Annotated in this window: 30 protein-coding genes and 3 pseudogenes; 20 read left to right on the forward strand and 13 right to left on the reverse strand. The window is 41.0% G+C overall.

The window, feature by feature from the left end:
* Window positions 1-29 precede the first annotated feature (29 nt).
* Genes N39L_RS12035 through N39L_RS12050 form a run of 4 tightly spaced genes read right to left on the reverse strand, consistent with a single transcriptional unit; the run spans window position 30 to window position 3,339 of the window.
* Complete coding sequence (locus tag N39L_RS12035) at window positions 30-1,457, reverse strand: SGNH/GDSL hydrolase family protein (protein WP_006617629.1); 1,428 nt, start codon at window positions 1,455-1,457, stop codon at window positions 30-32.
* 51 nt (window positions 1,458-1,508) lie between these two features.
* Window positions 1,509-1,778: an MAE_28990/MAE_18760 family HEPN-like nuclease gene (locus tag N39L_RS12040; RefSeq protein WP_231852328.1), complete on the reverse strand. Its 270-nt coding sequence runs from the start codon at window positions 1,776-1,778 to the stop codon at window positions 1,509-1,511.
* Window positions 1,744-2,235, reverse strand: a complete 492-nt coding sequence (locus N39L_RS12045) for an MAE_28990/MAE_18760 family HEPN-like nuclease (protein ID WP_014275344.1) — start codon at window positions 2,233-2,235, stop codon at window positions 1,744-1,746. The genes N39L_RS12040 and N39L_RS12045 overlap by 35 nt, the downstream gene beginning before the upstream one ends.
* Window positions 2,236-2,238: 3 nt before the next feature.
* Window positions 2,239-3,339: a DUF262 domain-containing protein gene (locus N39L_RS12050; protein ID WP_231852158.1), complete on the reverse strand. Its 1,101-nt coding sequence runs from the start codon at window positions 3,337-3,339 to the stop codon at window positions 2,239-2,241.
* A gap of 316 nt (window positions 3,340-3,655) precedes the next feature.
* Here N39L_RS12050 and N39L_RS12055 point away from each other — a divergent pair, with 316 nt between their 5' ends.
* The 3 genes from N39L_RS12055 (at window position 3,656) to coaBC (ending at window position 5,961) form a co-directional block, all read left to right on the forward strand.
* Window positions 3,656-4,279, forward strand: a complete 624-nt coding sequence (locus tag N39L_RS12055) for an alpha/beta hydrolase (RefSeq protein ID WP_006617627.1) — start codon at window positions 3,656-3,658, stop codon at window positions 4,277-4,279.
* A gap of 78 nt (window positions 4,280-4,357) precedes the next feature.
* Window positions 4,358-4,570, forward strand: a complete 213-nt coding sequence (gene isiD, locus N39L_RS12060; RefSeq protein ID WP_006617626.1) for a protein IsiD — start codon at window positions 4,358-4,360, stop codon at window positions 4,568-4,570.
* Between the two features lie 134 nt (window positions 4,571-4,704).
* Entirely contained in the window at window positions 4,705-5,961 is a 1,257-nt protein-coding gene (coaBC, locus tag N39L_RS12065; protein WP_014275345.1) for a bifunctional phosphopantothenoylcysteine decarboxylase/phosphopantothenate--cysteine ligase CoaBC, read from the forward strand.
* A gap of 932 nt (window positions 5,962-6,893) precedes the next feature.
* On the opposite strand, the gene N39L_RS12070 is transcribed toward coaBC, so the two are convergent.
* Window positions 6,894-7,193 carry a hypothetical protein gene (locus N39L_RS12070; RefSeq protein ID WP_014275346.1) on the reverse strand — a complete coding sequence of 100 codons (300 nt, stop codon included), beginning with the start codon at window positions 7,191-7,193 and terminating at the stop codon, window positions 6,894-6,896.
* 350 nt (window positions 7,194-7,543) lie between these two features.
* Window positions 7,544-8,764, reverse strand: a complete 1,221-nt coding sequence (gene chlP, locus N39L_RS12075) for a geranylgeranyl reductase (protein ID WP_006616671.1) — start codon at window positions 8,762-8,764, stop codon at window positions 7,544-7,546.
* A 329-nt stretch (window positions 8,765-9,093) separates the two neighbouring features.
* Here chlP and N39L_RS12080 point away from each other — a divergent pair, with 329 nt between their 5' ends.
* The 4 genes from N39L_RS12080 (at window position 9,094) to cysE (ending at window position 11,160) form a co-directional block, all read left to right on the forward strand.
* Window positions 9,094-9,306 carry a hypothetical protein gene (locus tag N39L_RS12080; protein WP_006616672.1) on the forward strand — a complete coding sequence of 71 codons (213 nt, stop codon included), beginning with the start codon at window positions 9,094-9,096 and terminating at the stop codon, window positions 9,304-9,306.
* 8 nt (window positions 9,307-9,314) lie between these two features.
* Window positions 9,315-9,950 carry a hypothetical protein gene (locus tag N39L_RS12085; RefSeq protein ID WP_006616673.1) on the forward strand — a complete coding sequence of 212 codons (636 nt, stop codon included), beginning with the start codon at window positions 9,315-9,317 and terminating at the stop codon, window positions 9,948-9,950.
* 20 nt (window positions 9,951-9,970) lie between these two features.
* Entirely contained in the window at window positions 9,971-10,270 is a 300-nt protein-coding gene (locus N39L_RS12090) for a hypothetical protein (RefSeq protein ID WP_006616674.1), read from the forward strand.
* Window positions 10,271-10,374: 104 nt separating this feature from the next.
* Window positions 10,375-11,160: a serine O-acetyltransferase gene (gene cysE, locus N39L_RS12095; RefSeq protein ID WP_006616675.1), complete on the forward strand. Its 786-nt coding sequence runs from the start codon at window positions 10,375-10,377 to the stop codon at window positions 11,158-11,160.
* On the opposite strand, the gene N39L_RS12100 is transcribed toward cysE, so the two are convergent.
* Entirely contained in the window at window positions 11,157-11,720 is a 564-nt protein-coding gene (locus N39L_RS12100) for an Npun_F5749 family FMN-dependent PPOX-type flavoprotein (RefSeq protein WP_006616676.1), read from the reverse strand. The genes cysE and N39L_RS12100 overlap by 4 nt on opposite strands.
* On the opposite strand from N39L_RS12100, the gene N39L_RS12105 reads away from it, so the two are divergent.
* Window positions 11,719-12,783, forward strand: coding sequence for a tocopherol cyclase family protein (locus N39L_RS12105; protein WP_006616677.1), 1,065 nt, complete (start codon window positions 11,719-11,721; stop codon window positions 12,781-12,783). The genes N39L_RS12100 and N39L_RS12105 overlap by 2 nt on opposite strands.
* 1,711 nt (window positions 12,784-14,494) lie before the next feature.
* On the opposite strand, the gene N39L_RS12110 is transcribed toward N39L_RS12105, so the two are convergent.
* The 6 genes and pseudogenes from N39L_RS12110 to N39L_RS12135 form a co-directional block, all read right to left on the reverse strand.
* Window positions 14,495-14,851 (reverse strand): hypothetical protein, encoded by a 357-nt coding sequence (locus N39L_RS12110; protein WP_006615909.1) that lies wholly within the window; start codon window positions 14,849-14,851, stop codon window positions 14,495-14,497.
* Window positions 14,852-15,108: 257 nt separating this feature from the next.
* Complete coding sequence (locus tag N39L_RS12115) at window positions 15,109-15,159, reverse strand: hypothetical protein (RefSeq protein WP_434057615.1); 51 nt, start codon at window positions 15,157-15,159, stop codon at window positions 15,109-15,111.
* Window positions 15,156-15,656, reverse strand: coding sequence for a hypothetical protein (locus tag N39L_RS12120; protein WP_014275060.1), 501 nt, complete (start codon window positions 15,654-15,656; stop codon window positions 15,156-15,158). Before N39L_RS12120 ends, N39L_RS12115 begins: the two co-directional genes overlap by 4 nt.
* 173 nt (window positions 15,657-15,829) lie before the next feature.
* Window positions 15,830-17,536 carry a pyocin knob domain-containing protein gene (locus N39L_RS12125; RefSeq protein ID WP_231851969.1) on the reverse strand — a complete coding sequence of 569 codons (1,707 nt, stop codon included), beginning with the start codon at window positions 17,534-17,536 and terminating at the stop codon, window positions 15,830-15,832.
* A gap of 45 nt (window positions 17,537-17,581) precedes the next feature.
* Window positions 17,582-17,932: pseudogene (locus tag N39L_RS12130) on the reverse strand (hypothetical protein).
* Window positions 17,933-18,513: 581 nt separating this feature from the next.
* The gene (locus N39L_RS12135) at window positions 18,514-18,762 is read right to left on the reverse strand and encodes a hypothetical protein (RefSeq protein ID WP_006616146.1); all 249 of its coding nucleotides are present in this window, start codon (window positions 18,760-18,762) and stop codon (window positions 18,514-18,516) included.
* Between the two features lie 73 nt (window positions 18,763-18,835).
* Between N39L_RS12135 and N39L_RS12140 the strand changes: the two are divergent.
* The 12 genes and pseudogenes from N39L_RS12140 (at window position 18,836) to N39L_RS12195 (ending at window position 26,577) form a co-directional block, all read left to right on the forward strand.
* Window positions 18,836-20,555, forward strand: a pseudogene (locus N39L_RS12140) (hypothetical protein).
* Window positions 20,555-21,493 carry a hypothetical protein gene (locus N39L_RS12145; RefSeq protein WP_231852018.1) on the forward strand — a complete coding sequence of 313 codons (939 nt, stop codon included), beginning with the start codon at window positions 20,555-20,557 and terminating at the stop codon, window positions 21,491-21,493. Before N39L_RS12140 ends, N39L_RS12145 begins: the two are co-directional and overlap by 1 nt.
* A gap of 12 nt (window positions 21,494-21,505) precedes the next feature.
* Window positions 21,506-21,838: a hypothetical protein gene (locus N39L_RS12150; protein WP_006616323.1), complete on the forward strand. Its 333-nt coding sequence runs from the start codon at window positions 21,506-21,508 to the stop codon at window positions 21,836-21,838.
* Window positions 21,839-21,936: 98 nt separating this feature from the next.
* Window positions 21,937-22,248, forward strand: coding sequence for a hypothetical protein (locus tag N39L_RS12155; protein ID WP_006616324.1), 312 nt, complete (start codon window positions 21,937-21,939; stop codon window positions 22,246-22,248).
* A 228-nt stretch (window positions 22,249-22,476) separates the two neighbouring features.
* A complete protein-coding gene (locus tag N39L_RS12160; protein WP_006622122.1) occupies window positions 22,477-22,722 on the forward strand; it encodes a hypothetical protein in 246 nt (81 codons plus the stop codon).
* A 1,006-nt stretch (window positions 22,723-23,728) separates the two neighbouring features.
* A complete protein-coding gene (locus N39L_RS12165; protein ID WP_006616325.1) occupies window positions 23,729-24,214 on the forward strand; it encodes a hypothetical protein in 486 nt (161 codons plus the stop codon).
* Window positions 24,215-24,308: 94 nt separating this feature from the next.
* Window positions 24,309-24,633: pseudogene (locus N39L_RS12170) on the forward strand (hypothetical protein).
* Entirely contained in the window at window positions 24,623-25,006 is a 384-nt protein-coding gene (locus N39L_RS12175; protein ID WP_006616299.1) for a DUF1064 domain-containing protein, read from the forward strand. The pseudogene N39L_RS12170 and the gene N39L_RS12175 overlap by 11 nt, the downstream one beginning before the upstream one ends.
* Before the next feature lie 26 nt (window positions 25,007-25,032).
* Window positions 25,033-25,374: a hypothetical protein gene (locus N39L_RS12180; RefSeq protein ID WP_006616300.1), complete on the forward strand. Its 342-nt coding sequence runs from the start codon at window positions 25,033-25,035 to the stop codon at window positions 25,372-25,374.
* 16 nt (window positions 25,375-25,390) lie between these two features.
* Window positions 25,391-25,672 carry a hypothetical protein gene (locus tag N39L_RS12185; protein ID WP_006616301.1) on the forward strand — a complete coding sequence of 94 codons (282 nt, stop codon included), beginning with the start codon at window positions 25,391-25,393 and terminating at the stop codon, window positions 25,670-25,672.
* Window positions 25,673-25,725: 53 nt separating this feature from the next.
* A complete protein-coding gene (locus N39L_RS12190) occupies window positions 25,726-26,004 on the forward strand; it encodes a hypothetical protein (RefSeq protein WP_006616302.1) in 279 nt (92 codons plus the stop codon).
* A gap of 198 nt (window positions 26,005-26,202) precedes the next feature.
* Window positions 26,203-26,577 (forward strand): hypothetical protein, encoded by a 375-nt coding sequence (locus N39L_RS12195; protein WP_006616303.1) that lies wholly within the window; start codon window positions 26,203-26,205, stop codon window positions 26,575-26,577.
* The last annotated feature ends 344 nt before the right edge of the window (window positions 26,578-26,921 follow it).

The following is a 26,921-nucleotide window of genomic DNA, read 5'->3' on the forward strand; positions in this document are numbered from 1 at the left end:
AACCCACCGGACTCTAGTTTTTTGGCAATCTACTGATAATCTATTAGCAGTTGCTCATAGACATCACTGGCGATAATTTGATGGGTGGTGGTGGTGGGGTGTAGGATATCCCAGAATAAATACTGCTCTGGATTATCGACAATGGTTCCTGATACAAATGATATACTACTGTCGGTGACGTTAGTTAATCCAAATTGTTCAGGATTGGCGATCGCATCCTCAAATAAACCACCCACATCAAATAAAGTCACATTAGCACCAAGTAGGTTCTGATTTAATTGGTCTACAGCTTCCCGTAAACCTTGATTATGTTCCCTACTTAGGCGGTTCAATTCCTCAGCATTAAAAGAGTTGAATGGATCAACGGGGTCTAGGGGGTTAAATCTCGCTACTGGTAATTCTCCCAATTGCGGTAAGTTTAACATCAGAAAATCCCGCGCCCCAAACTGATACAGAGAAGTCACAGCTTCAGTTAAATTATTCACCGGAATAGTCACATCAGTTTGTCGTCCGGCTAAGTAATCATTAGCACCCGCCCACAGGGTATATAAGGCATTAGGATTGGCTGTTTGACCCGATGCTAACAAAGGAGCTATGAAAGCCTGTAATTGAGTTTGTAATCCGGGGAATAATCCCGGTGCGGTGGTATTTAAATCGCTAGTATTGGCTCCAAAAAACGCCCAGTTCATCCCATCCTCTGACGGTGATTCTTCGATAAATTTGGCAGGGTTTAAACTGAGTTTTTCTCCTAAATAATCTACCCATAATAAACCATTAGAGGCGCGACCTTCAAAGTAGGGCAATCCCGCCAAAACTTGTCCTTCCGAAGCGATAAAAGCGTTCCCGGTATCGGATAGGCTATCCCCAAAAATATAGATTTCCTCGAAGTTGAGAGCCTCGATAAAGTCATCAATTGTCAAAGAATTAGCGGAGACATTATTGAGGGTGGCTAAGGTTTCACCATTAAACTCAATTACGGTGGATAAATCTGATTGTTGAATATCTAAATCAGAAAAGGTGGCTCCCCTAAACAAGCGCAATTTATCAATACCTGGTTTAAAGTCGGTAATTAGATCCTGATCCTCACTTGACTGGGATAGGATAAATTCATTAATTCCATCTCCACCTGTGAGGGTATCTAAACCGCGATCGCCTGATAAAATGTTATTTCCAGAACCACCAATAATCAAATCATTACCCTCACCACCATAGATAGTGTCATTACCAGAATGACCAATGAGAGTATCATTCCCCTGGTTTCCTAACAAAATTCGTCCCTGGGGGTCATCATTAATTATATAATCATCACCCTCCAAAAGAGCGATCGCCTCCGTCAGAGGAGAAGAGCTAAAACGAGTAAGTTGTTCTGGTGGTAGTTCCGAGATAATGATCACATCGTTACCAGAAGTCCCCAGACCCAGATCTAAGCGATTTTGCGTAATAATATCAGAAAGCATATTCCCTTCCTCTGATGTCAAATCTTACACAGTATAGCAGCATATTTTACCCTAGGGTGAATTTACGGGGTTTCTTAAATACTCTTGATTGGCTAAATAAGTTTCGATATTTATGATAATTTCTCGTAGATAAATTATCACTCTATTTTTGATTTCAAAAAGTTCTATATCTGTGGTATCTTTACCAATATCATTAAAGGACTTTAAACCATGTGCCAAATCATTTCTATGATTTTTTATTAATAATAAATTCTCACCATTTTGGGTTTTTTGAGGAGATGTTTTACTAGAAAAACCATAAGTTTTGGCTACATTTTTGATTTTTTTTAGCGTCTATATTTCCTGAAAAAATATCATCATTATCCCAAGTTTCAATGATAATATCCAGAGATATTTTATCAATTTTATCTATAATTTTTTCAGGCGATCGCTTTTTGATATTCTTTAATACCACTATTTTCAGTTCTCGTCTCAAAACATCAAAATCAACTTGATGACTATCCAGGTAATCAAATATATATTCAATCGCCCTCCTCATAGTCCCCTCCACCAAATTATATAGCAATAAAAAACCATTAGCTTTCAGAGTTTTTTCGATATCAGTATTGAAATAAATCTGGTCATTTTTATCAATTCTTTGATCCGCATTTATATCACCAACATAAAGTTGATAATTATCTATTATCATTGTTTTTTGTTCCAGTCGTTTAAGAAACATAAAGTATTGACTAACTTCTACAGACTGTTTATTAAAATATTCCCATAATGTACTATCCATAGATTAACCCAACACCTGGTTACGAACATAATCAATTCGACCGATAACCTTATTACCAGAACTACTAGCATCACTGCTAGTCAATTTCTTAAAATCTGGTGATTCTAAAAAGTCTGTAGACCTGGGCACTAAATCTTTTTGCTCACGCAAAGCCAAAGCCACGCCTACACATATAGACTCAAATTTGATGCGAGTTATAGGTCTAATTTTATGTTTACCTGTTCGCAAACCATCAGGAAAGTATGTTTCTATTACCGATAGCATTGACATAAATTCATGGCGCAGATGCTCTAATTCTGATTGTGGGTTGTTATGTTTCTTTAATTGTTCATTTTTATCTTTTAAGTAGTTATCTAAAAAATCATGAATATTTCCCGAAAAAGATTGATATTTTTCTAAAAAAGCAAAGAACCTCAAAACATACTCTTGAGGATCACGTTGTTTGATAGCTGTTTCTGAAAAAGCACATAAGCTGATAAATTTTGGTTCCTTTGATAACTGTTCTATCAAATCTAAAAATAATCCTGGCTGACTTCCTCTTCGTTTCTCCATTTGGTTAAGCTCAATGCTTCCTGAGTTAATCCGTTCAAACAAATCTCGGCGGACTTCTTCATCAGCATCTTCAGTTAATTTAATTAATCGAATAGTATTTCTAAGAAATCGTCGCTGACGAGATTTCGACAAATCTTGAAAATGAAACCCGTTTAATTCCGTTAACTTTTTGAGTTCACACAATTGGAGTTGATTATTTATAAATCTAGCTAAGGTTCGTATTCTCTGGGTTCCATCTATAATTTCTAACCGTGAGTCATTTTGATCATCTTCTTCTTGGGAAACATCAGCAATGAAAATATAGGGAATTGGAAGACCGAGAAAAACCGATTCAATAAATTTTGACTGATGCGCCTCATCCCAAGCCATTTCTCTTTGGTAGTCAGGTATAAATATTTCGTTGGTGTTTTCATCAATTCCAGTTAAATATTTATCCACTAAAACCTCAATCGGATATTCAAGGGTATTGTAGTCAATCCTCTTTTGATTTTCCCTAATCTGATTTTCTACAGACTCAACTTTGGCGGTGGTAATAACTTTTGGATTCGACATATTTACAACTAAGATAGGTGTATAATTATCATGATCGTAGAGATAATCAATGATTAGCAACTGAGCAACCAATGCCATGTTTTGGCATTACCTGGTTAAACTGCCACTATGTTTATCAGTAATTTAGGACTGCTTGTTAAACTAGCACATTATGGGTGAATTGTCAATTTATGTAGACTATAGATCCCGCCCAGCTATTTATGAAAATACCTAGATATATCAGATATTATTGAACTGATAAATATCCCAATGGCTTGAGTGTTTTTTATAAGTAATGTAGGATATCGATAAGTAAACCAACAGGTCAGAATCAAATATGTCGTTACACTCATATACAGTCAAACCAGAAAACCCGGAAAATCCCGAAGGTTTAATCATATTCCTGCATGGTTGGGGTGCGAATTGTGAGGATCTGACCTTTTTGGCTCCCATGTTGAAATTACCCGATTATTGGTTTGAGTTCCCAGAAGCTCCCTTTCCTCACCCACAAGTTCCGGGGGGTCGCGCTTGGTACGCTTTAGAAACTCAGGAATATGATGGAATTGAGGAAAGCCGGGAAAAACTAATTGATTGGTTACACTCGATCGCCAAAACCACTGGAATACCGCCACAACGCACGATTTTAGGGGGTTTTTCCCAGGGGGGAGCCATGACTTTTGATGTCGGACGGACAATGGGTTTTGCAGGTCTGATTGTACTCAGTGGCTACTTACACTTTAAACCAGAACCCCAACAGACCCCTCTACCGCCGATTTTAATGGCTCATGGTAAACAAGATATGGTCGTCCCCCTCGGAGCTGCTCACCAGGCGCGGGACAGTTTCCAGAAATTAGGGGCAACGGTGGAATATCATGAGTACAACATGGGTCACGAGATTTGTCCCGATATTTTGGGGTTAATACAAAGTTTTGTGATCAAAACCCTGCCTAATAACCATTAACCCTTTAAGATAAAAGAGGGGGGACATACTTAACCCCAAGGCTCACGGGAAATGCAACTGAACTGGAGGTATTGCAAGATGGAAATGTTGACTCAATCTTCACCCAAGATTTCCGCATTGACAGCAGATGATGTGGCTCAGTTAGCTTCCCGCTTGGAAGTGGATAATTATAGCAACGCATTTGAGGGATTGCAGGATTGGCATTTACTCAGAGCGATCGCTTTCCAGCGTCCAGAATTGGTTGAACCTTATATTCACTTATTGGATTTAGAAGCCTATGACGAAGCCTAAAAAATTCTAGCATAGGCCAAAACCACAATGCGCGCCAGGGTGGCAGTATTATAGCCGGGTTTCTAACTAACCGATTTTCCCAGAAACCCGGTTTCTGCGCGTACTAAATATCACTAACACAGCCATTAGCTTTTATGTCCGACCGGCGACGTATTTTAATTGGGGTAACTGGTGGAATAGCCGCCTACAAAATTTGTGAGGTGGTTTCCACTTTGGCAAAATCGGGGGCTGAAGTCCGTACTATCGTCACCGACTCGGCTCAACAATTTATTACCCCCCTAACTTTAGCTACCTTATCGCGCGATCGCAGTTATACCGATCGCGACTTTTGGCAGCCTACCCACGGTCGCCCCCTTCATATTCAGTTAGCACAATGGGCTGATATTTTCGTCATTGCACCCCTAACCGCCAATACCCTCAGTAAACTAGCCACCGGAATGGCGGATAACTTGCTCACTAATACGGTTTTGGCTTCCACCTGTCCGATCTTATTGCTTCCAGCTATGAACCGGGAAATGTGGAAACAGCCAGCGGTGGCGCGAAATTGGCAACTACTTTTAACAGATAGTCGCTTTCACAGCATTACTCCCATTCCTGGTATTCTCGCCTGCGATATCCCCAATAATACCGACAGCCAATCAGTTGAGGTTTTAGCAGCCGGACGTATGGCAGAACCTCAACAAATATTAGCTCATATTTATTCCCTACTGCATACCCAAGGCGATCGAGATCTCGCTAATAAACAGGTGCTAATTTCCGCCGGGGGAACTCGCGAACATTTCGACCCGGTGCGGTTTATTGGTAATCCTGCTACTGGTAAAATGGGAATAGCGATCGCTCAAGCCGCAGTCCACCGAGGCGCACGGGTGACAATGGTACATGGTCCCATGAATGTGGAGATGGTGGAGACTCTATCAGAGGTGACGTTAGTTAGTGTTACTACCGCCCAGCAAATGTCTGACGCAATGTTATCATTATTTCCCGCCGCCAACCTGACCATTATGGCGGCGGCGGTGGCTGATGTCCGACCTACCGCTTATCACCCGGAAAAGTTACCTAAGCGATCGCTTCCTCAACAACTAGACTTGGAAACAGTACCCGATATTGTCGCTCAATTGGCACAAAAAAAACGCCCCGACCAGCATTTAGTTGGCTTTGCGGCGCAAACAGGAGATATTTTAGCCCCGGCTTGGGAAAAATTGCAGCGCAAAAACTTAGATGCGATCGTTGCTAACCCCATTGACCAACCTGGAGCCGGTTTTGGTAGCGACACCAACCAAGCCATCTTACTCGATCGCCACGGCAAAAAACAGAATATCAGCGGATGCACTAAATTACAATTAGCTCATCACCTGTTAGATTTCATTGATTTTTCACCAATAACCTTGTAGGGGCGGGTTCTGCGATCGCCTTTATATAACTCCAGAATCCTTATAACCCGCCCTAGGGGCCGGTTCTGCGATCGCCTTTGATATAAGTCCAGAATCTTTATAACCCGCCCTTACAACACCATAGGCGGTCAGATATGTAATATGTAGGGGCGGGTTCTGCGATCGCCTTTGATATAAGTCCAGAATCTTTATAACCCGCCCTAGGGGGCCGGTTCTGCGATCGCCTTTGATATAAGTCCAGAATCTTTATAACCCGCCCTAGGGGCCGGATTCTGCGATCGCCTTTGATATAAGTCCAGAATCTTTATAACCCGCCCTAGGGGCCGGATTCTGCGATCGCCTTTGATATAAGTCCAGAATCTTTATAACCCGCCCTAGGGGGCCGGTTCTGCGATCGCCTTTGATATAAGTCCAGAATCTTTATAACCCGCCCTAGGGGCCGGATTCTGCGATCGCCTTTGATATAAGTCCAAAATCTTTATAACCCGCCCTTACTTACAACACCATAGGCGGTCAGATATGTAATATGTAGGGGCGGGTTCTGCGATCGCCTTTGATATAAGTCCAGAATCTTTATAACCCGCCCTAGGGGCCGGATTCTGCGATCGCCTTTGATATAAGTCCAGAATCTTTATAACCCGCCCTAGGGGCCGGATTCTGCGATCGCCTTTATATAAGTCCAGAATCTTTATAACCCGCCCTTACAACACCATAGGCGGTCAGATATGTAATATGTAGGGGCGGGTTCTGCGATCGCCTTTGATATAAGTCCAGAATCTTTATAACCCGCCCTAGGGGCCGGATTCTGCGATCGCCTTTGATATAAGTCCAGAATCCTTATAACCCGCCCTAGGGGCGGGTTCTGCGATCGCCTTTGATATAAGTCCAGAATCTTTATAACCCGCCCTAGGGGCCGGATTCTGCGATCGCCTTTATATAACTCCAGAATCTTTATAACCCGCCCTAGGGGCCGGTTCTGCGATCGCCTTTGATATAAGTCCAGAATCCTTATAACCCGCCCTAGGGGCCGGTTCTGCGATCGCCTTTGATATAAGTCCAGAATCCTTATAACCCGCCCTAGGGGCCGGTTCTGCGATCGCCTTTGATATAAGTCCAGAATCCTTATAACCCGCCCTAGGGGCCGGTTCTGCGATCGCCTTTGATATAAGTCCAGAATCTTTATAACCCGCCCTAGGGGCCGGATTCTGCGATCGCCTTTGATATAAGTCCAAAATCTTTATAACCCGCCCTTACTTACAACACCATAGGCGGTCAGATATGTAATATGTAGGGGCGGGTTCTGCGATCGCCTTTGATATAAGTCCAGAATCTTTATAACCCGCCCTAGGGGCCGGATTCTGCGATCGCCTTTATATAAATCCAGAATCTTTATAACCCGCCCTTACTTACAACACCATAGGCGGTCAGATATGTAATATGTAGGGGCGGGTTCTGCGATCGCCTTTGATATAAGTCCAGAATCTTTATAACCCGCCCTTACTTACAACACCATAGGCGGTCAGTTATTTAACTAAAAGAGAGCCCCGTCTCTTGAGAGCGGGGCGCTAACTTTCTGGTTAAACTAGGGCGCTAGGGCGTGACCCCGTAGCAGACTACCCAGAGTTTTGGCTGTGATCTTCATTTGTACTAACGGGTTAGCCGGAACAACTGTCTTATACAGATAGCTGTCAAACGTCATCCGTTGTACATCGAGATCAGAACACATTTCTACAAACGCTTCCCGACTTGCATCAGAACGGTAGAATACCCGTTGCAGGACATCCAGCACTAAGTAGGTCATGCCATACTGTTTATCCCAGCGTTTCAGATACAGTTTCAAATCATCTTCAGTGGGGATACGCTGACCCGCGTTGGAAGTTTCCACAATCGTTTCAGCACACATACGACCAGACTTAGCCGCAAAGTAGATACCTTCACCAGAAGACTTAGTTACCGTTCCGGCTGCATCTCCCACTAGGGCTACCCTACCCACAACCCGACGGGGACGGGGATGTTCTGGAATCGGGTGAGCTTCTACTTTAATGATTTTACCACCTTCAATCCGATGGGCTGCACGGGCGCGGATTCCGGCTTGCAGCTTTTTGATCATCGCTTGGTTAACCTTCATGGTTCCGGTTCCCACCGCCACGTGATCATATTTCGGGAACACCCAGGCGTAAAAGTCCGGGGAAACATCATTCCCTACATACATTTCCGCCCGATCTTCGTAATAAGCCATTTTATCAGCCGGGATGCGAATCCGCTCTTGGAAGGCGATCGCATAATTATAATCCCCAGCGTCAATAGCCTTCGCTACACGGGAGTTAGCCCCATCAGCACCAATGACGAGATCTACTTTCAGGGTTTTGGCAGTTCCTACCGCATCACCACTAGAATGGTCATTGTAGTGGATCGTGTAAGGTTCGCCACTGCTGGCGGGGATTTCTAACTTGTGAACAGTACCGTTGATTAGGTTAGCACCCAAGGACGCGGCACGGTCACGCATGAAACCGTCGAGGACCTCCCGACGACACATTCCGATATATTCGTTTTCATTTTCTAAATTGATATCCACCTCACGGTTAGAGGGGGAAATCATTTTCATTTTTCTAACCCGCCGATCAATGATTTCGGGTGGCAGGTCGAATTCACTTACCATACACAGAGGAATAGCACCACCACAGGGTTTGGCGTTATCCAGTTTGCGCTCGAATAAATAGGTTTCAATTCCAGCTTTTACTAGCGTTTCGGCTGCGGATGAACCCGCAGGACCAGATCCGACAACAGCAACCCGTAGAGTCAAAGGTCTTCTCCCAAAAATTTATCTCGTCAGTTACTAAGCCAAAATCCTAACACGAACTTTCAGCCTAGGGGGAGGTTTCTGTTCAGACTTGTGACGTATTGCAACACACCTTAACATAACTTTACAAAACTCAAACTTCATTCTCAATTATGGGTTTGATACCTCATACCCAAGATCAATAGTTAATTATACTTATTTCCTCCCCCAACCTTACCCACAAACATCGCGGGAATTAATGATTGACAGGATAACCCGCCCCTAGGGTAGGATTGATCATGCCATACTAGATGATTATCCATTCCTAATGAAACCGTAAATCAGCCCAAACTATGCCTTGGAATAATCAGCAAAACTCAACCACAACCCCTACTCAACTAATTAATCAAATCTTAACTTCCGGGAAACTGACCTATGTGCAATATCTGGGATTAATGTCACTCATATTGTCCGATACTCAGATTACTGATTTAGAACGCCATCAAATTAATCGCATTTTTGATTATGTTCAAAATGGTCGCCTGACTCTGATTACCTCAAATTAATTTTGGTTATGAATACCCCCAGTCACGGAATTATAAATCTGGCTTTATTGGCAAATTCCAGCCACCCCGATGCTAATTTATTCATTGTTTTAGGAGGTATTTTACCAGATATTCCCATCTTTATATTCTACGGTTGTGCAAAATTTATCGCCAAAATGCCAGAATCTCAAATCTGGTCGGAGGCTTATCACTCACCAGCTATAAGCAAAATTGTTGCCATTTTCCATTCTATACCGCTGGGGATTTTAGGATTGGCGATCGCCTTTAAAGTCGGAGGTTATATACCTCAAGTTTTTTGCCTAAGTCTAATTGGGCATAACTTATTAGATTTGCCAGTCCATAACGATGATGCCCATCGCCATTTTTTCCCCTTCAGTAACTACCGTTTTATCAGTCCTATTTCTTACTGGGATCCCCGACATTATGGCTCCCTAGTGTCCCTGATAGAATTGCTGTTAGTATTATGGGCAAGCTATACAGTATTTTCCCAAGTGCGATCGCCCCTAGGTCAAACTCTAATCCTATTAGTCAACCTCTTCTATGCAGGCGGCTATAGCTACCATATCCTTAAACATACCAGAAAGCAGACTCACCACCCCATAAACCGAATCAAAACAGCTATACTTGAGAAGATAGCCCCATAACTGACAGCTTAAATTTTCAGATGAAAGCACAAGAGCTAATCCCCCTCAGCTTATTGATAATAACTGCGATCGCCCCCGTTTCCGCCCAAACCACCGAAACCACCGACAACAGCCGTGAGTCCCTCAGTCCAGTTAATCCCGTTGTAGTGAACCAACCAAAAGCGATCGCCCAAATTGACCAAGCGACATTAAGGAACGCTTGTTCTAGCAAAAACTTTGACCTATTACCAATTCCCTTTTCTGATGTATCCCCCGACCATTGGGCTTTTGAGGCAATAATGAACCTATACTACTGCCTCTGTCCCTCAGTGAAATTATAAAGCCCTGGTAAAATTGAGCATATCCTGATATTTGCACTTTTGTATTAGTTCCCGATCCGTTAACATAGATAAGTAATTTGTTTAACAGAAACTGGTTATTGATTGTGCTAAAGACCCTTCGAGCCGACTTTCGCATTATCTTCGATCGCGACCCCGCCGCTCGGAACTGGCTAGAAGTCATGTTCTGCTACCCCGGTCTGCAAGCGTTGCTATTTCACCGTCTCGCTCACTGGTTGTACTGTATCGGTTTACCCCTAATTCCCCGTCTGATATCTCACCTGTCCCGATTTATTACCGGCATTGAAATCCACCCCGGGGCTACCATAGGTCAAGGCGTGTTCATAGATCATGGTATGGGTGTAGTCATTGGAGAAACAGCCATTGTCGGAGACTTCTGCTTAATTTACCAAGGCGTAACCCTCGGCGGTACAGGTAAAGAAAGCGGTAAACGTCACCCCACCCTAGGGGAAAATGTAGTCGTCGGAGCCGGAGCCAAAGTTCTCGGTAATCTCCAAATTGGTAATAATGTCCGCATTGGTGCGGGTTCCGTAGTCTTGCGCGATGTTCCCTCTAACTGCACAGTAGTAGGGGTTCCCGGTCGCATTCTTTACCGCTCCGGTGTCAAAGTTAACCCCCTTGAACATGGTAGTTTACCTGACTCGGAAGCCGTAGTGATTCGGACTCTGCTAGATCGCATTGAAACCCTCGAACAGCAAATGGAATCCTTACAGCAGGAAAGGGTACTCATGGTTGAACAAATCCCTGTAGCAGCAGGTTCCTCAACCTCTAAAGGACAATATCAAACCTTAACTACCCAAGAAGGTAATAACCTAAGCTGTCGGATTAAAAATAGAGCCATCCAAGAATTTTTAGACGGTTCTGGTATTTAAGGATTGACCGCCCTCCCCTTACTCGTGCCATGACCTTGAATCTCATAAATGGTCCGATTCTGGGGCTCACCACGCAATTGTAAATGATCCACCCGCTCCGGTGTTAGCAGCAAAACTGAAAAGTTGGGGGGTGGCTGTTGGGAAATGGGGTCGGGAGGGTCAAAATTAGCGTTTGGCGATCGCTTTTCACCAGGGTCTGGCCAGAAAAATTGACTTTTGGCTGCCTCTGATAACTCTTGCCAACTCTGATAACATAGATGCTCTGTATACTCTACTATGGTTAACTGACCAGAGATACGGAACTGTTCCCTGGTTTTGGGAAAATACCAGCAAGCCTCACCCCAAGGATTTTGGGCAATTTCTATCACCTTTTGGCTACGTTGGTCTGTCACAAATTTCAGGCGATCGCCCTTAGTCATAAACCCCCTAAATACTACCGTCCGATTAGCCGGTCGTCCGTCCAGGCGAACCGTCGCTAACTGTAAATAACGGGAATAGGAAAGGCTACGGTTTCGGTGCATAGCCGCCACCAACGCTAATCTCCAGACAGGAGTTTTCATGATTGCCATGTTTGATTTCAAACCCATTACTCTATCTACCCCCCACAATGGTTATCACTGGGAAGGCGGCGATCGCCGTTTTTTTGAGGGCTGGTATTATCGTGTCACTCTCCCCGAACCCCGTCAAACCTTCGCCTTCATGTACTCCATTGAAGACCCCAGCGGCGGACAACCTCACAGTGGCGGTGCCGCCCAAATTTTAGGACCAGATGACCAGTACCTCTGTCGGACTTTCCCTGATGTCAATAAATTCTGGGCATCTACCGACACCCTAGCCCTAGGTCATTGGGGAGACACTGACCTAAAATCTGCCCCTGGATATCTCGACTCTCAACTATTCGATCGCCATATTCATCAAGGATATCAGGGAACTGATACCCACCATCAAGGTAGCCTTAAAGATGGAACCCGTAACTGTAGTTGGGAATATACTATCACTCCCGTTTATGGGTGGGGAAAACAACAGTCAACCGCCGGCTGGCTATCATTTCTGCCTATTTTTGAACCGGGATGGCAAATATTAATGGCTCACGGTTGGGCTACGGGCTCGATTGACTGGAATGGCACACTCTATCAGTTTACTAACGCCCCCGCTTACGGTGAGAAAAACTGGGGCGGCGCATTTCCTCGAAAGTGGTTTTGGGTTAACTGCAACTGTTTTGACCATATTCCTGATTTGGCTCTCACAGCAGGCGGCGGAAAGCGATCGGTATTGTGGTGGATCGAGTCCGTCGCTATGGTCGGTATTCACTATCGCGGTCAATTTTATGAGTTTGTCCCCTGGAATGCTCAAGTTCACTGGCAAATTGCACCCTGGGGAGATTGGCACATTCAAGCTGACAACGGACAGTTTCAAGTTTCCCTCCAGGCTACCACTACCTACCCCGGTACTCCTCTACGCGCCCCTACTCATCATGGCTTGCAATTCTGCTGTCGCGATACTATGAAAGGTGAAGTAACCCTACAACTCCGACAACAGCGACGCTTAATTCTGGAAGCCCATAGTTCCCTCTGTGGTCTGGAAACTGGAGGCGGTCCCTGGGATGAAACCTGGGTTCATTGATAGTTATGTTAAGTTTTGTAACAAAAAATTAAGCAATGTTAAAAAAAATCATTTTTTTGGGGAGGGGGTAGCTTTTTTGCTTGACTCATGCTACTATTGTAAAATAATGGGAATATTGACAGCTTTTTTGTTTTGGCAAATATCAAATTATTTAAGAGTATGTCAATATCATACCAGAAATCCCCGGCTTTTGTCAACCCCTTGGGGCTAACTTGGCGGGCAAATTTTTTAAAATTGTCTAAAAAATCAACATATAAGCACGAGAATCTGTTACCATAGAGTAAATGACTGGGGCTGTGGCTCAGATGGATAGAGCAAGCGCCTCCTGAAGAATCGGGCACCATGTGGGGAAACCCCTTGTGTGAATGTGGTCAAACTCAAGGAAGCCTAAGTTTATGTGAACCATGAATAAGGTAATCTTGAGCCAAGCTCTAACCCCTACGGTTGGAGAAGGTGCAGAGACTGGTTTTGGGAGTTGGATTAAACGACTTCTTGAACATAACGGCCACCACCTAAGAGCATTCTATGAGTGCTTATGGTGAAGGGATAGTCCAGAGAGTGGGGAAACTCACACAAATCTGAAGCGCTAGGTCGCCGGTTCGAGTCCGGCCAGTCCCGTTGCCTTTAAACCCTTATCCTAACGGCGATAGCCGGGAAACACTCAACCCGATAGTCGTACCTAATTACTCAGATATTACTCACAATCTAGTCCTAGCATAGGAAAATAATTCTGTCAATAGGATGATTACTCAGTCAACAAGCACAACTTAATCAATCTGTCAAATATCCATATCACCCCCTAACCAAACACAGATAGGGTAACTCTCTCGTGATAGCAGTCAATAGCAAGCCTACCGGTTCCTACGTCACCATTGACTGCTATCACATCGTTCGTTTCCCCAATAGTGCTTGTTTCGGTTAGGGGGAGGGTATGGCTCAAATTTCAAAACCCATAGGGAACCCACTAGGGGAGTCAATACACCCATAGGGGTAGTCAGATTATTGGGGGTTTGAATATTGGGGAAATTTCTCTGAGCATTTAGAACCCACTACCAACAAAACGCGATCGCATAATCACGACTAACCTGGCTATGACATACTGAAGCGATACCCCCAAACAACTTTTCAACTGGTGACTTGTTTCGTCATCTCTCGCTGATACCTACATAATCCTCAGCAAGTCTCCAATTTATAGGGGTATTCATTTCGTTCAAAACCCAGTACCCCTAATAAACACCCTAAGCCAAAATCTTAGCCGTAGGTTGTAGGTAAAGCTATCTGTTAGGGGTAAAGTAGTTCTGGGTATTATCTGGACATGATAGGGTAAGCATTCATATAAATTTTTAACAGTCCGTTGCAACAGTCCGTTAGCCAAAAAATAAATAGACACCCCCATAGTCAGAAACCATAGGGGACCATTTAAGTTATTGGGGTAGCTGTTAGGTGTTAGCTGTTAGGTGTTAGGGTTTACGCCAACCATCATCATCAATATCATCTCTGTTGATTGGGAGATGGGGTGATTGCTTTTTATCTTCTAACTGTTTTTTACCAACTATCTGAACTAACTAATTTTTCAAAAACTCAAATAATATGTCTAACTTTTTATTGTTTAAATCTAGTTTAGACTCAATTATTTTATTGCCTATCAATGAATCAATGCCCAAATAAACAATAACAGTGATCAATAACAGAACCTCTAGTATTATTATACTCATTGCATTAATCTCCAAAAATAAAGGGTAAACCATTTAATCCTCTCCCAGGGTTCAAATATTGAGTAAAAATTACTATATGGTGGTGATTCAATTATTTGATATTCATTTAGCCAAATAGTTTCACGTTTAACCATCATATTCTGCTTCACATCATTGTATGTGTAAAATTTTAACCATCCTGCCATTTTCAAATAAATAGAAACCTGGTCTGCATCAAATAATATCCTCACAAATTTACTACCTGATATATCTGGCAATTGTTTACTTCCGTGTGGGGTATCATCCTCTTTGATAAAGTATTGGTTGTAAGCTAAAAACCAATTAGTTTCAGATATATCATATTTGTTAGACATTATCTCACCTGCTTGATTACATTATCGTTATCCGTGTCACACCATAAATCACCTACACTTAAACCTGTAGGGCTTGTCGGTAAATTACTGATATTAACATTTGTAGATGCTGTTGATTTACTTAGTGCCTCTAATTTTGGGGATAATTATTGAATCCCTGCCACTAATAAAGGAACTAATGTTTCATAAAGAATCGTCAGATAATCTATGTTTTTGTCGTCAACTTCAGGGCTATATGTGTGGTCATTTTTAACCAATTAAACTGCATCAGGATAAGACTGTTGAACCTCTTGTGCGATTAAACCTATTTTTGTTTATTGTGTAGAAAATCCATGGCTGCCAACTCATTATATTGAAATTCAATTACATTTAATTTTTTAAGTAAATTTAAGCCATTAATACTCTGAGCACAAACTGTTTTAAGTCTAATATACGAAGAACCTTTAACATAATCTCCACTATCGTTAATCAAAGATACGTTTGTGTGTTCTACTCTAAATCTAGTATGTACTCCAGATGATGAAAGAGTTGAGCTCTTTATAAAATATGTCTGCCCGTTATATAATTGTATTGAATATCTATCGCTAGGAGCAGTTCGCCAAACATCGCTTTGATGAAAATTAATACCATGATATATAAATACTCTAGGATTAGCATCTGCTTCTAATTCTATAGAATAATTCCCTTGATGAGAAAACGCCCAGCTATTTGCTCCAACTCTACTATTTAGTACTAAAGCCGTAATTGGATTATCTCCTATCCGGCGGATGTCAAACCCCCTCCAAACATTAAAATCAATAAGCATATTTCCATCAGGAAAACTTTCATTAGTTGCAAAAGTTACTGGATTATTTGTTATGTTAAATGTTTTAATTCCTGTTAAAGTTTGATTACCTGTAGTTCTAACTACAGTTGAATCTACATTAATTGTTCTATTAGCTGCTAAAGTTCCTCCTCCTGATCAACCATCTCCTGCTGTTAATGTAATATTTGAATGTGTGTGCGTTGTGGGAGTCCTAGCGTCAGATAATCTACTATCATTACCTTGACAGGCTGTGCCTGCTTGCCGTAAGCAACTGCCCATGTTGTTGCAGCACTCCCATTAAAATTATTTCCAGTTAATCCCGTACCATTTGTTAATGTATTAGGAGTATTGGCAGTTATTGTTATATTGGCACTACCATTAAACGAAGTCCCATTAATTGTTCTAGCAGTTTGAAGCGTGGTTGCAGTTGCTGCATTACCTGTAATATTAGAGCTTGTAAAAGCTAATTGTTGCCAGCTACTCCAGACTGCATTTACACGATTTCTTTGATAAATATCTTCTCCTCCAAAAGGTATCATTGTTTGAGAAATCGCAGAATTCTTATGTCTTTGTACAGTACAAAAACGCCATGAACTTCCCGGACTTTGATTTAAAAGAGAACTCCCTTGAGCAAAACCTGTTGTTAACACATCATTCCAATCTCCTGTTACAGTTATTGAAAGATTTGGTAAAGCACCAATTTCTGCTAAACTCCAACTTACATTTCCAGAGCCGTTTACTGATTTGCCTGTAGAACCAATTGTTAAAGTCCGAGCAGTTCCCCAGTTTACAGTAGTAATATTTGCTGTTCCATTAAAACTTGTTCCATTGATTGTTCTTGCTGTTTGAAGTGCTGTTGCTGTTCCGGCGTTTCCACTTATTGACCCGGTAATTAATGAATTAAATGTTTTAACTCCTGTCCATGTCTGATTCCCAGTTGTAATTATCCCTGAATTAGTTGCACTAGCTGTAGGTAAAGTAACATTAGTTCCTGTTGATGATGTAACTACAGGACCTGCTGTTGTTCCTGCTGTTACTCCTAAATTAGTTGCTACATTTACTTGTGCGCCTGCGGCTATTCCATTCAATTTATATTTATCAGCAGAAGTTAATAAACCGGCGATGCTCGTCGTAGCTGCTGGAATAGTAGCGTTAGTTCCGGTACTGCTTGTTACCGTCCCTTGGGCTGCCCCGGTAGTGTAGCTTAGGTTGGTGGAAAGGCGGCTATCATCACCACGACAAAATGTATTTGCCGTGCTACCGAAAGTACCGGTAGTAACAGCGCCTAATGTGGTGGTAATTAACGGTAAATTAGCCGTAGAACCTATAGTTCCGGTATTGCTAATGTTACCGTGTGTATGGCTAGTTGGCGTTCTAGCATTTGATAATCTGACATCGTTACCTTCGGTTACAGTTCCAGTAGTTGTTCCGAAGTTTTTATGAAATGCTGTATTTTTGGTAAAAGTAGGCTCTTTACCGTCTAATGCACCTTGAAGTCCTGTAACATTTGCAATAGTATGTGTATGTTCTGATGGAGTAAACGTTGTCGGTTTACTTGTAACTTCAGACCAAGTAGGTAACCGTGTTGCGGTAGCAGGCGCACTACTGATGTCGCCCCATAGATGACCGTGACCGGATGGCGCGAACGTAGACGGTTTGGACGTTATTTCAGTCCAGCTATGGGAATGAGTAGATGTGGGGAAAGTGCCAGGTTTATTAGTAATATTATTCCAAGTTAACTGAGTTAATTTGACTAAATTAGTATTGGAGTCAATAACTGCTTGTATCCGTTCATTAGTTAAATACAGATTAACTTCACCTTCTGGCAAGTCATCGGTTGATTGCCCAAATTTACTAGAGTAAATGTTGAAATTAGTCATAACTGCCTCTATATTCATCTTAGGGGGGATTCCCCCTAATTATTATTAACCTACAGTAACAAATTCAATTAAAGTTATTGATACGTTAGCGCTAGATTCCGCGATAGCTTGTAAATCGCTACCACCAATTGTTAGCATAACTGTATCACCTGGTTTAACCGAAAATGCAGCGTCTGACACGCTATCGCCGGTAGGGTCTAAAATCAAATGAACGGGTATATTAGACGGGTTTTTGATAAATACATTACGCCAGTTTGTGTTAGCATTTTCTGCTACTCATTCGGCAACTGTATTAGCCGTTAAACTAATAGTGCTTGTAACGGGAGTACCTGGTATCTTAGCAGTAATATTGAGAGTGTCTAAATTTAAAACACTGCTATAAACTGAGAAACTCATAATCACCTACCTCTTAAATAATTCTATTGTAGTCGGTTAGTAAGTGATTGTCTGCTCTAACCCGACAATCTGCGAAACACTATCCTCTGTCATTCCATAGATGCTGGCAGTAGATTTTAACTCGTCATCCTATGCAGTATTAGGGGGTAGCCATAAACATTGACCTGGTATGCAATTGCTGATGTGTCCATGACTAAACCAAACCCCAACGCTACCCGTATTCTGCAAGTGTAAGCGATATCTGTAAGTATTGGCGGCGCGGATAAGTGTAGGGGTATTACCTACGGAAATACCAAAATTTCGGGTTGAGTTAATGATGGTGTTTTTGGTAAGGTATCAAGTTGGTATTCTGCCATACCAAAAATATTAATTTAATCATTATTGTGCAATTGATTTAAACATCTAGCTTTTCATACAGAATGTGAATCTATAGCTAATCCTTCTGTCTGATTGGTAATCAACTCAATCAATAGGTTTTCTGTGTGAATCCCCCCAGAATAAGGGAGTTTTACGATACCTAGATTTAACCTGTTTTCTGTTGCTAGGTTCCCATAAAATACCGGTAAGCTGATAGAACCTTGTCACACATCTTGTTTCTTTTCCCATCTTTGATAATAACTATATTCTGGATAAATTTTGGGTATTTTTGATTGATTGAGACTAGGGATATAGCACCTAGCATTCAAGCTAGAGACATAAGCGTAAGCGGTAATATCATAACGACATCTGTCAGTTATCAAGCCTTCTAAAATCGCGCCATTAAATAACTCTACGGCGTTATGCCAATTGCTGGCATTAATTTCCGTAGCCATATTTTTAATTCCCCTCATGGATAGTCCTCAATTATTTTGTAATATTATATAATATTTCTAATTTATTAATAGCCTTCAATAATTATTCAGCATGGTTAGAGACACTCTAAAAATTAGAGACACTCTAAAAATTAAAGATACTATTAGGTCAAGCACACCCAGGAATATTGGTAGGTCAGGAGGAGTAAGTTCAGGTTTAGCAGGAGATTTAGGCGACCAAACATCTTCAACAATGGACTTTGGTAGGGGTTTACCGTATGCAAGGGAAAGAGATAGAGGAGGTGTTCCCGGATTAGTAAATCCTTGGGACCCAATCACCAGAGTGCCGCGTGGAATTAACCCAGAAGACCATGGTAGGTGGAAAAGGGAAGATGATGCGCGGCGAGTAGACGAGGAACCACCAAAGAGAGATGAACCAAAGGGAGGTAAAAAACCACGCGGCGGCAGAAGTGGCGGTGGTGGTAGCGGGAGAAGTTTTGGGGGTCCTAATTCAGGTGACAAAATTGATGATGATAAAGGAAGGCGACCAGGCGATAGTTCAGATGATGATTCAGATGATGATTCAGACAATGGAAATGGCGGAAATGGCAATATCGGTTGTACCATAAAAGCTGATGAAAAGTACAGCGTTGAAGAGTTCGACAGACAAATGGGTAGCGGGGGATGCCGTAATCCTCCACCAAGTAGAAGTAGCATCACTTTTGTTAGTCACATGGGTGGGAATCCGAGGTGGGGGGAAACTCCTCAACCAACAGGAAGTGAGAGGTTTTTTATAGGCAAGGACGGTGGGAGTCTGAGTGGGCATACGGCGACCCTGATTTAATGTATGAAAGTGTAGGTGCATTTTGTGATTCGTGGATGGAATGCACAGAATTTGATTATGTAATTCCCAACTTTTCCGCGAGCACAAAAGATATCCCGCCAGGCATCGGAGGAGGAGAACCTGAAAATAAAAAAGAACCTGAAAATATACGAACGATAACAATACCAGATATGAACGAAGAGTGTTGTTGCGGAATGATTAGAAGGATTTACGAGTTGCTAGACCCTGAATCCTTTCCGGCTGAAATGCCTGAAAAAATAACGGTTAATGCTAATAATCCAGAGAACATAATTCAACGAATAAACACATTACCAGAATGGCTAATGTACAGATTTGACATCGATGATGAAAGATGGGGTGAATTTGAAGTTAAAGTAGAGATTGATGATGTCAATCTAATGATAAAAGCAGAAGAAAAAGCCGAAATAAAATTACCTAACTTAGCTGAATCAATTGCTGAAATATTTGGTATGGTAATGGAAATTTTTATCTCTCATCAGGTTACAGAAAACGCTGTTTTAACGGCGTTATATGAAGCAGGTTTGGCTCACGCGGCAGCCTTTAAAGCTGGTAGTGAAGTATCTAAAATAATTGATTATTTAGAATTTACTAATGAGAAAAAATACGCAAAAATTAAAACAGCCTTTACTCCAGAAGCTGATAATTTTGAGGAACTACTAGAACCCAATAAAAGCCAGGTTAAGATTACCAACCAGAAGGATGCGAAAGAAACATGACAAACAACATTAAATCAAATTAAAGAAATATTTGCTTACGTGCTCAAGGTACTTTACAGGTGAACAGTAATGACCCAGCCAAAGACATATTAGCCGATTTAACGCGGTTATATGATTCAATGAAAAAACAAGACGATATCAGAGAACAGGAAACCAAGAAAGTACAAGAATTATTGAAAAAAGACTTTCCTGATATCAAGATAGAAACCGAATTGATTGACGGCGATAACCCACTAAGAGGGACTTTGTAATGGTTGCCAGAAGTGCAAGAATGCTAAGGAGTACTCGTAGCTTGTCTAGCCGTCAAACCCGTAGCAGTATAGGTAGGAATGGCGTTAGACAAGTTAATTTAGCCCAGAGAACATCTACTCAAGAGATGGGTTGGTTTGGCACATTATGGGCAAAAGTTACTGGTAAAGTTGTTGAATGGGGCAAAAGTTTTGGAGGTTGGCTATGGGAAGGAATTACTAAGTTTTTATCTAACTTTAGCTTTGAGAAAGTAGCGACATTTATTACCTCTAATTGGGACAGCTTTTGGAATTTTAATTGGAATATTAGCGATAGTGATATTGATAGAAACATCCAAAATATTGCCGGACAATTTATAACCACCACGGCTGGGTTTTTAGGTAATATGGCTGGGAAATTAGTATGTGGTGTTTTACCAGTAGCAGGTCTTGCATTTCTCAATAAAGCGGCCGCTATGCATGTAGCATTAAGCAAGGGGCATGAAATGCTTATGGAAGTATCTACAGCTGTCGGTTCATACGTTAAACAGTCATTTAACATGGCTATGAAAGCAATAGCATGGACGTTATTTAAACACGGTAGACGGGTTGTTAAAATGTTTTTAGATAAAAGTCCTTCAACACTTGCAACGGCTATTGTTTCAATGGTTACTGCTGGTAAAGGAACGATTGAAAAGTGGGGTGACGAAAAAGGTGAAGAATGGAGTTTCGGTAAACAGAGAAGGGAAGCTAGGGAGAAATTACCAGAAAGCTATGACGGAAATATTAACACTATTTGGAACCAAGACAGTTCCGAGGAATTCGGGGATGAGTTTAGCGAGAACTGTAAAGAGGCTATTGTGTTAGTCGCTCAAGGTTTAGATGAATATATGGCATTACAAAGAATAGAAGAAAATAGACAACAACAATTAGTTAACGCGGTTATAGAAAACAATGGATAAAGATTTAGACTAGTGTCAAGCCTGCGTAATTTACCGGAAAACGTAACTAATGCTTGGGCTCAAACTGAAATACTAGGAAATAGAGATATAGGGCAATTTGTAGGGTCAGGTGATTTTCCGGAAATCAGTACGTCAGCTAATCTTAAAATACAGTTAACTTTGGTTTTGTACAACTACGAAAAACCTCCATATTGGACTAAAAATAGGCAGTCAACACTGCAAAAAACTCAAATAGAGTTACCGTCGGTTAGTAGGGATAAAATTACATGGGATAGGTTACAAAGGATATTTACTCAACCCAGTCAGCATTTACTAAAGAAAATATTAAAGTTAATTGCACTATAAATAATGGTAGAAAGTTTGCGTTTTTTATTAATGAATTTAGTAAAAATGAGGCAGAAAATATCTGTAAACAATTAGTTGATTTAACTGACGCTAAAATCGTGTATCCTATTACCTTCGAGGAAAGGAAAGGTTTTGGCGGTAGGGAAAATGCGAAAAGAATCAAAGAGAGCAAAATGTATATCAGTGAAGTGAAAATACTTAACTGGGAATTAATTGATAAATTTGAACAAGCTAAAATCGACTTAGGTGAAAGTAGTGCCTTGGCGATGTATCAAGACCCTAGAAAAACCCAAGTCAAAATTCCTCTACATTTCCAGAGAAAACCTAGTTGGGTTGATAATGCCATACGGAAAGCTACGAGGACATCGTTAGAGTTAAAAACTGGAAATCAACCCCCAACTACAACCTAATCATTGAGTCATATCAGTCACTAACTATCATCCACGATGAAAGAGATTACGAACATACTTAGACATGGTTAAACTGGTAGTTAGCGTAATGTTGGTATTGGTAGCGTACCGTCGCGTTTAACTCAAAAGCTGCTACATATATGTAGCTTCTGTTGAAAGAACCATAGCAGCCACAATCAGCAAATACACTGCTATAGTCTAGGTATTGAATAAAATCAAGGTGAGATTATAGCTACTAAGAAAACGCTAGGTGCTGCGACACTGGAAAACCAATTACTTGAAATTATTGAGCCAACCCAACGAATGCAATCGACTGCAAGTAATAATCCTGATGGTGCAACCGTAGTCACTGCTTATACCCGAAATATGGCTACAGGTCTCGTAACTGTTTCATTGTCAATTCCAACAGACGATGTTTTAGACCCTACTGACGGCAGTATTGATGTAATAGCTACAGAGCTATTTGTTGATTAATAGATATCGGGTAGGCACTAATATCATCGTTTTACCTACCCTGACTTAAATCATGTAGAACAAGAGAGTTATTATGCCTTTAAGCGACGCATTTAACAGAGACAAAGAAGACTGGGTAGAAAAGTTAGCCACAGCCAAAGGCTCACATTTAGGTCGTAGTCTAGTAGTTGAAGTTCCAGTAGATGCAACTTCAAAAATAGGCGTACCTATGCCTATGCTTTGACTCCACGTTTTAAGTGGAGGGTCAGTATCTAATGAACCAACGGCCGTCAGGAACTTAACCATTTGGACACCACCTGTTAGGAATACTTCCACGCCTAATACTAACAGACGTAATATCATAAAAGGCAGTCGGGTAAGAGCATACAAGAAGGCTGAATACACTCGTTTCTTTGTTGAGGCCCCGGTTAATCCTGGCTATTGGCGTAAATACACCCAAACACGGGTAGGCGAAAAAATACTGAGATTTATCAGTATTAAAGCACCTCCTATCGTTTCTGTTAGTGGCTTGTTATATGTATTTGCTCACTATTTTACTATCAAGCCAGCATCATTAAGAACCTATAACAGTATGTTCAGAATTCCTAGCAGCGATGGGCTGGCCCTAGCTAACCTGGGTGAATTAACTGTTGAGAGAAGTGAAGCACCAAACCAAGTACAGGGTGATCTTCCTGCTAATGCTCCTGTTAAGTCACCTGGCAGTAAGAGTAAGAAAAAATAAACCGCCAAAAAGTAGACAAAGAGAATTGACCACTATATAAAAAAATAGTGGTCTTTTGTTTGAGTTGTATGTGGCGATAATTTAAACATTTCACAATTATGGTATAAAGTCAATAATTCTTTTATTTTTTGGGCTTATATATTTCTGATTTATTTATAAGTATTAATTAGGTTAAAAATAATAATCATAAACAACCAAAAATATCAAAAACAGTGATTTCCAACTCAATAACTCAATCGTATTTTTTAAAAATGATTTTGTCAATGAGTTGAAAATAACTGACAGATGCGTAAAAACCAAAATACATTAGTAGACCAAAATACCGCTATTTACCAGATTGACAAAGACAGCGTAAAAACCAAGGATACACATGGACTCTCACCTAGTGAATATCTGGCAATCTTAAAAAGGTTCAGCAACTTTGCCGGATTTCTTGACCAGGTAGTTCCTTATCTGCCATATCCCAAAACATCACCTATCTACACATTAAAAGAAAAGTTAGTGTTTGCATCTGTAACGGACGAAAAGGACTTTAATCTGGAATTAACCTACTCTGAGATTATCGCGTTAAAGAATAGCATTAAAGCTATTCTAACTCTGATTAAACTTGGTGGTGGTGTCAAGATGCCACGTAAAGTTTCTGGTGCTATTGCTGACGATATCGCTGCCTTGGAGGGTCACTTTTTTAATCTCTCCGATAATCATGTTGGCCCGGATATCCCTGAGTTATCAACCGACCCTGACCCATTTTCAGTCTGGCTTCAGGGTTAATCCCTAACAGTCTAATTACAGCAGTCTAATTGGGAAATAGAAAAGGCTACCCGTAAAAAGGTAGCCAATACACCAAACATCGAGGACTATCACCATGATATCAAAGCACTGGAAAGAAGTGCGGTTAAATCTCAGGAATATTAAACTTGACCCGTTGATGTATATGGGAATGTCGTTTGCTATAAAGGTTCCTAACTATGCAGGAAGAGGAAAACTTCAATGGCAATTAACAGCCGTTAAATTTTACCATGAATTTCTGGCTTATTATGTGGGAAAAATGATGAAAAAAATTAATCCCATTACGCCCAGATAAAATTGAGGAAATTCTCAATAAAGCACTTGAATATTGCCGGGAAGAATGGAGGATTTATCAAGCTGAATCTGGTGGCGATAAAGAGGAGGTAAATAATGATGATTAACAAGTATCACGCCAAAGGACAATATGATGAGGGGCATTACTTTGCATCAACGCTAGAGAGCAAGGTGTATCACCTACTCAAAAAGTATGATGACAACCTATCAATACACCCCCGATTAACTTTGGTTGATCACTGTAATGATTGGAAGTCAATTACATGGAAGCCAGACTTTTATAGTCCAGTTTTCAACCAATACATCGAAGTAAAGGGAACGCTAACAACCGAGTTTAAACTCAAGATGCAATTGCTTAATTACCTTAATCCCGGAATGATTGAAGATATTTGGTTTGTCACTCGGAACAGGTCTTATCGTTGGCCAGGTATTTATTTAATGAATATCGATGAGTTCCAACGACATCTGAAAGCACAATAATTTAAGTTAATAGGAGAACAGCAACCGTGATAAATCTACACTATAAAGGCATATTTAGCCTCAATGGTGAACTTGTGCAAAGCCATTATAACCCCCATAAATTTGACCAAAATACAATCATTGTGGCTTATCAAGTCTTGACACATATTGAGGAACACAAAACACCTGAAGTCAAGAATATTACCTATCAGGTAATGGGTAGTTACAGACCACGTGGTGATTATCAAGGCTCTGCAATTATTAAGCTAACTAAACAATCACAGTTTAGAGTTCAGCTATCCGGTAAGGTAATCCAATGTTTTGGTATGGTTGTCGCCAAATTGCAGCCAGAATCAAATCACCTAACACAATCAACAATCAACAATTAACTAAGGAAGAGTAATCATGAGTATTGGATATTACGGTAAAAGAGATGACGATAAATTCGCGTTTTGTAGTGCAGTTAAATCTGGAGAATCAGGCACATTCCTGGAAATTACTAGCGCTATGTTTCTCGTACAGCAACCTCACCTATGGCTCGTTGGTGTCGGATTAAGCGGTGATTTTCAGAACTTTAATGACAGAAGCTGGAAATTTGAGGAACAATTAATTGCTGTACGTTTCTGCATTGAAGAATATTCAAGCGAGTATCAAGGGAAAAACGGAAGTACAAGCCAACCTCAGTAGAATTAGCACTACTTCACCTAGTCGAAGGTGACAAGCTGCTAACTAACGGCACGATGATGTTTACCGGAACTGTAAATCTAGGACAATCAGCCACACGGGTAGCCGAGCGACTCCTTGAATTAGATAATACCACTGATTCAAATGATTTTGATTCAGCCAAGAATAAGCACGATTTAGCGGAATTTATTCTTGAATACAGTACAGCGTTAGATACCTTTGAATCTACTATTTCTGGCTACACTCTACAAGAAGCCATTGATTTTGTTGAGTTAAAGTCTGGCAAAAAAAATGGTGGCTTTGGTGGTAAACCCAAATCCAAAACCTGGGAATAACGAGTATATTTTACTGCTAAAATCCTTGACTATGAACATGATTTTGACAGCTTATACAACAAGGTTCAAAAATTAGACCCTGATACCCTAATCGCGTTAATTGAGCTGATGAAACTCAGCTAATTAACATAAAATATCCCCCCAATATTGGCGGGATAACTACCAGACAGCAAGCCAACACACTAAGAGGTTACTACCATGTCTGAGGACTATGTTGATTATAGACTAATACGCGATTCAATGGCAGATGAGTTAGAGGAAATAATTGTTGACGGTACATTAGGGACACAAGTTGAGTCAATATGTAGGGCTTGTGCTATCCTACCCTATCCGGATGTTCAATTCCCAATTATTACTAGCTTTATTTGCTCACCTGTTACGCTAATGTCAACCGCTGGGTGTCTGTTTCTTTGGGGGTCTAGTGGAACGGGTAAAAGCCAGATAGCTACTATTGCGGCTTCACTGTATCGCACCGACACAGTGTTAGCTAACAGCACATTTGCTTCACTGAGAAACAAGCAAGATACAGCCAGAAAGATATTGATATTACGACCCGTTACAAAGGGAGTTTGAACGTAATTTTTTATTGGTTTGGGAGGATATCACCCCCCAATTTATTAATTGAAAATGAAAATATGCTTTCACTGTTTAAAGTCTTAAACAGGAAAAATAGTCGAATAACAATTAGCAGCCAAACACCCGGTCACAACATGATTTTTAATGCTTTCGCTTTAAAAGTAATTAACTCAATACATCCTTTATGGACGTTTTGGGAACTTAACGAACTTAAAATAAGGATGTTTACTATGTGGTTTAAAAAGAGACAATCAATGACAAGTTAAGAATCTGCAGGGAATCAATTTGAATTGTCAGAACTTTCGGATATTGAGGATATAAATCTTGGTAATATATCATCT

It is taken from the genome of Limnospira platensis NIES-39 (assembly GCF_026000695.1).
Classification (GTDB): domain Bacteria; phylum Cyanobacteriota; class Cyanobacteriia; order Cyanobacteriales; family Microcoleaceae; genus Limnospira; species Limnospira platensis.

Coding starts and splice junctions, on each gene's coding strand:
- N39L_RS12125 (WP_231851969.1), bottom strand. CDS start 17,536: ATGACTAATTTCAACATTTACTCTAGTAAATTTGGGCAATCAACCGAT.
- N39L_RS12190 (WP_006616302.1), top strand. CDS start 25,726: ATGATGTTTACCGGAACTGTAAATCTAGGACAATCAGCCACACGGGTA.
- N39L_RS12085 (WP_006616673.1), top strand. CDS start 9,315: ATGAATACCCCCAGTCACGGAATTATAAATCTGGCTTTATTGGCAAAT.
- coaBC (WP_014275345.1), top strand. CDS start 4,705: ATGTCCGACCGGCGACGTATTTTAATTGGGGTAACTGGTGGAATAGCC.
- N39L_RS12050 (WP_231852158.1), bottom strand. CDS start 3,339: ATGTCGAATCCAAAAGTTATTACCACCGCCAAAGTTGAGTCTGTAGAA.
- N39L_RS12135 (WP_006616146.1), bottom strand. CDS start 18,762: ATGAGGGGAATTAAAAATATGGCTACGGAAATTAATGCCAGCAATTGG.
- N39L_RS12165 (WP_006616325.1), top strand. CDS start 23,729: ATGCGTAAAAACCAAAATACATTAGTAGACCAAAATACCGCTATTTAC.
- N39L_RS12175 (WP_006616299.1), top strand. CDS start 24,623: ATGATGATTAACAAGTATCACGCCAAAGGACAATATGATGAGGGGCAT.
- isiD (WP_006617626.1), top strand. CDS start 4,358: ATGGAAATGTTGACTCAATCTTCACCCAAGATTTCCGCATTGACAGCA.
- N39L_RS12110 (WP_006615909.1), bottom strand. CDS start 14,851: ATGTCTAACAAATATGATATATCTGAAACTAATTGGTTTTTAGCTTAC.
- N39L_RS12185 (WP_006616301.1), top strand. CDS start 25,391: ATGAGTATTGGATATTACGGTAAAAGAGATGACGATAAATTCGCGTTT.
- N39L_RS12045 (WP_014275344.1), bottom strand. CDS start 2,235: ATGGATAGTACATTATGGGAATATTTTAATAAACAGTCTGTAGAAGTT.
- N39L_RS12035 (WP_006617629.1), bottom strand. CDS start 1,457: ATGCTTTCTGATATTATTACGCAAAATCGCTTAGATCTGGGTCTGGGG.
- N39L_RS12105 (WP_006616677.1), top strand. CDS start 11,719: ATGATTGCCATGTTTGATTTCAAACCCATTACTCTATCTACCCCCCAC.
- N39L_RS12195 (WP_006616303.1), top strand. CDS start 26,203: ATGTCTGAGGACTATGTTGATTATAGACTAATACGCGATTCAATGGCA.
- N39L_RS12120 (WP_014275060.1), bottom strand. CDS start 15,656: ATGCTTATTGATTTTAATGTTTGGAGGGGGTTTGACATCCGCCGGATA.
- N39L_RS12055 (WP_006617627.1), top strand. CDS start 3,656: ATGTCGTTACACTCATATACAGTCAAACCAGAAAACCCGGAAAATCCC.
- N39L_RS12145 (WP_231852018.1), top strand. CDS start 20,555: ATGGTTGCCAGAAGTGCAAGAATGCTAAGGAGTACTCGTAGCTTGTCT.
- N39L_RS12100 (WP_006616676.1), bottom strand. CDS start 11,720: ATGAAAACTCCTGTCTGGAGATTAGCGTTGGTGGCGGCTATGCACCGA.
- N39L_RS12080 (WP_006616672.1), top strand. CDS start 9,094: ATGCCTTGGAATAATCAGCAAAACTCAACCACAACCCCTACTCAACTA.
- N39L_RS12090 (WP_006616674.1), top strand. CDS start 9,971: ATGAAAGCACAAGAGCTAATCCCCCTCAGCTTATTGATAATAACTGCG.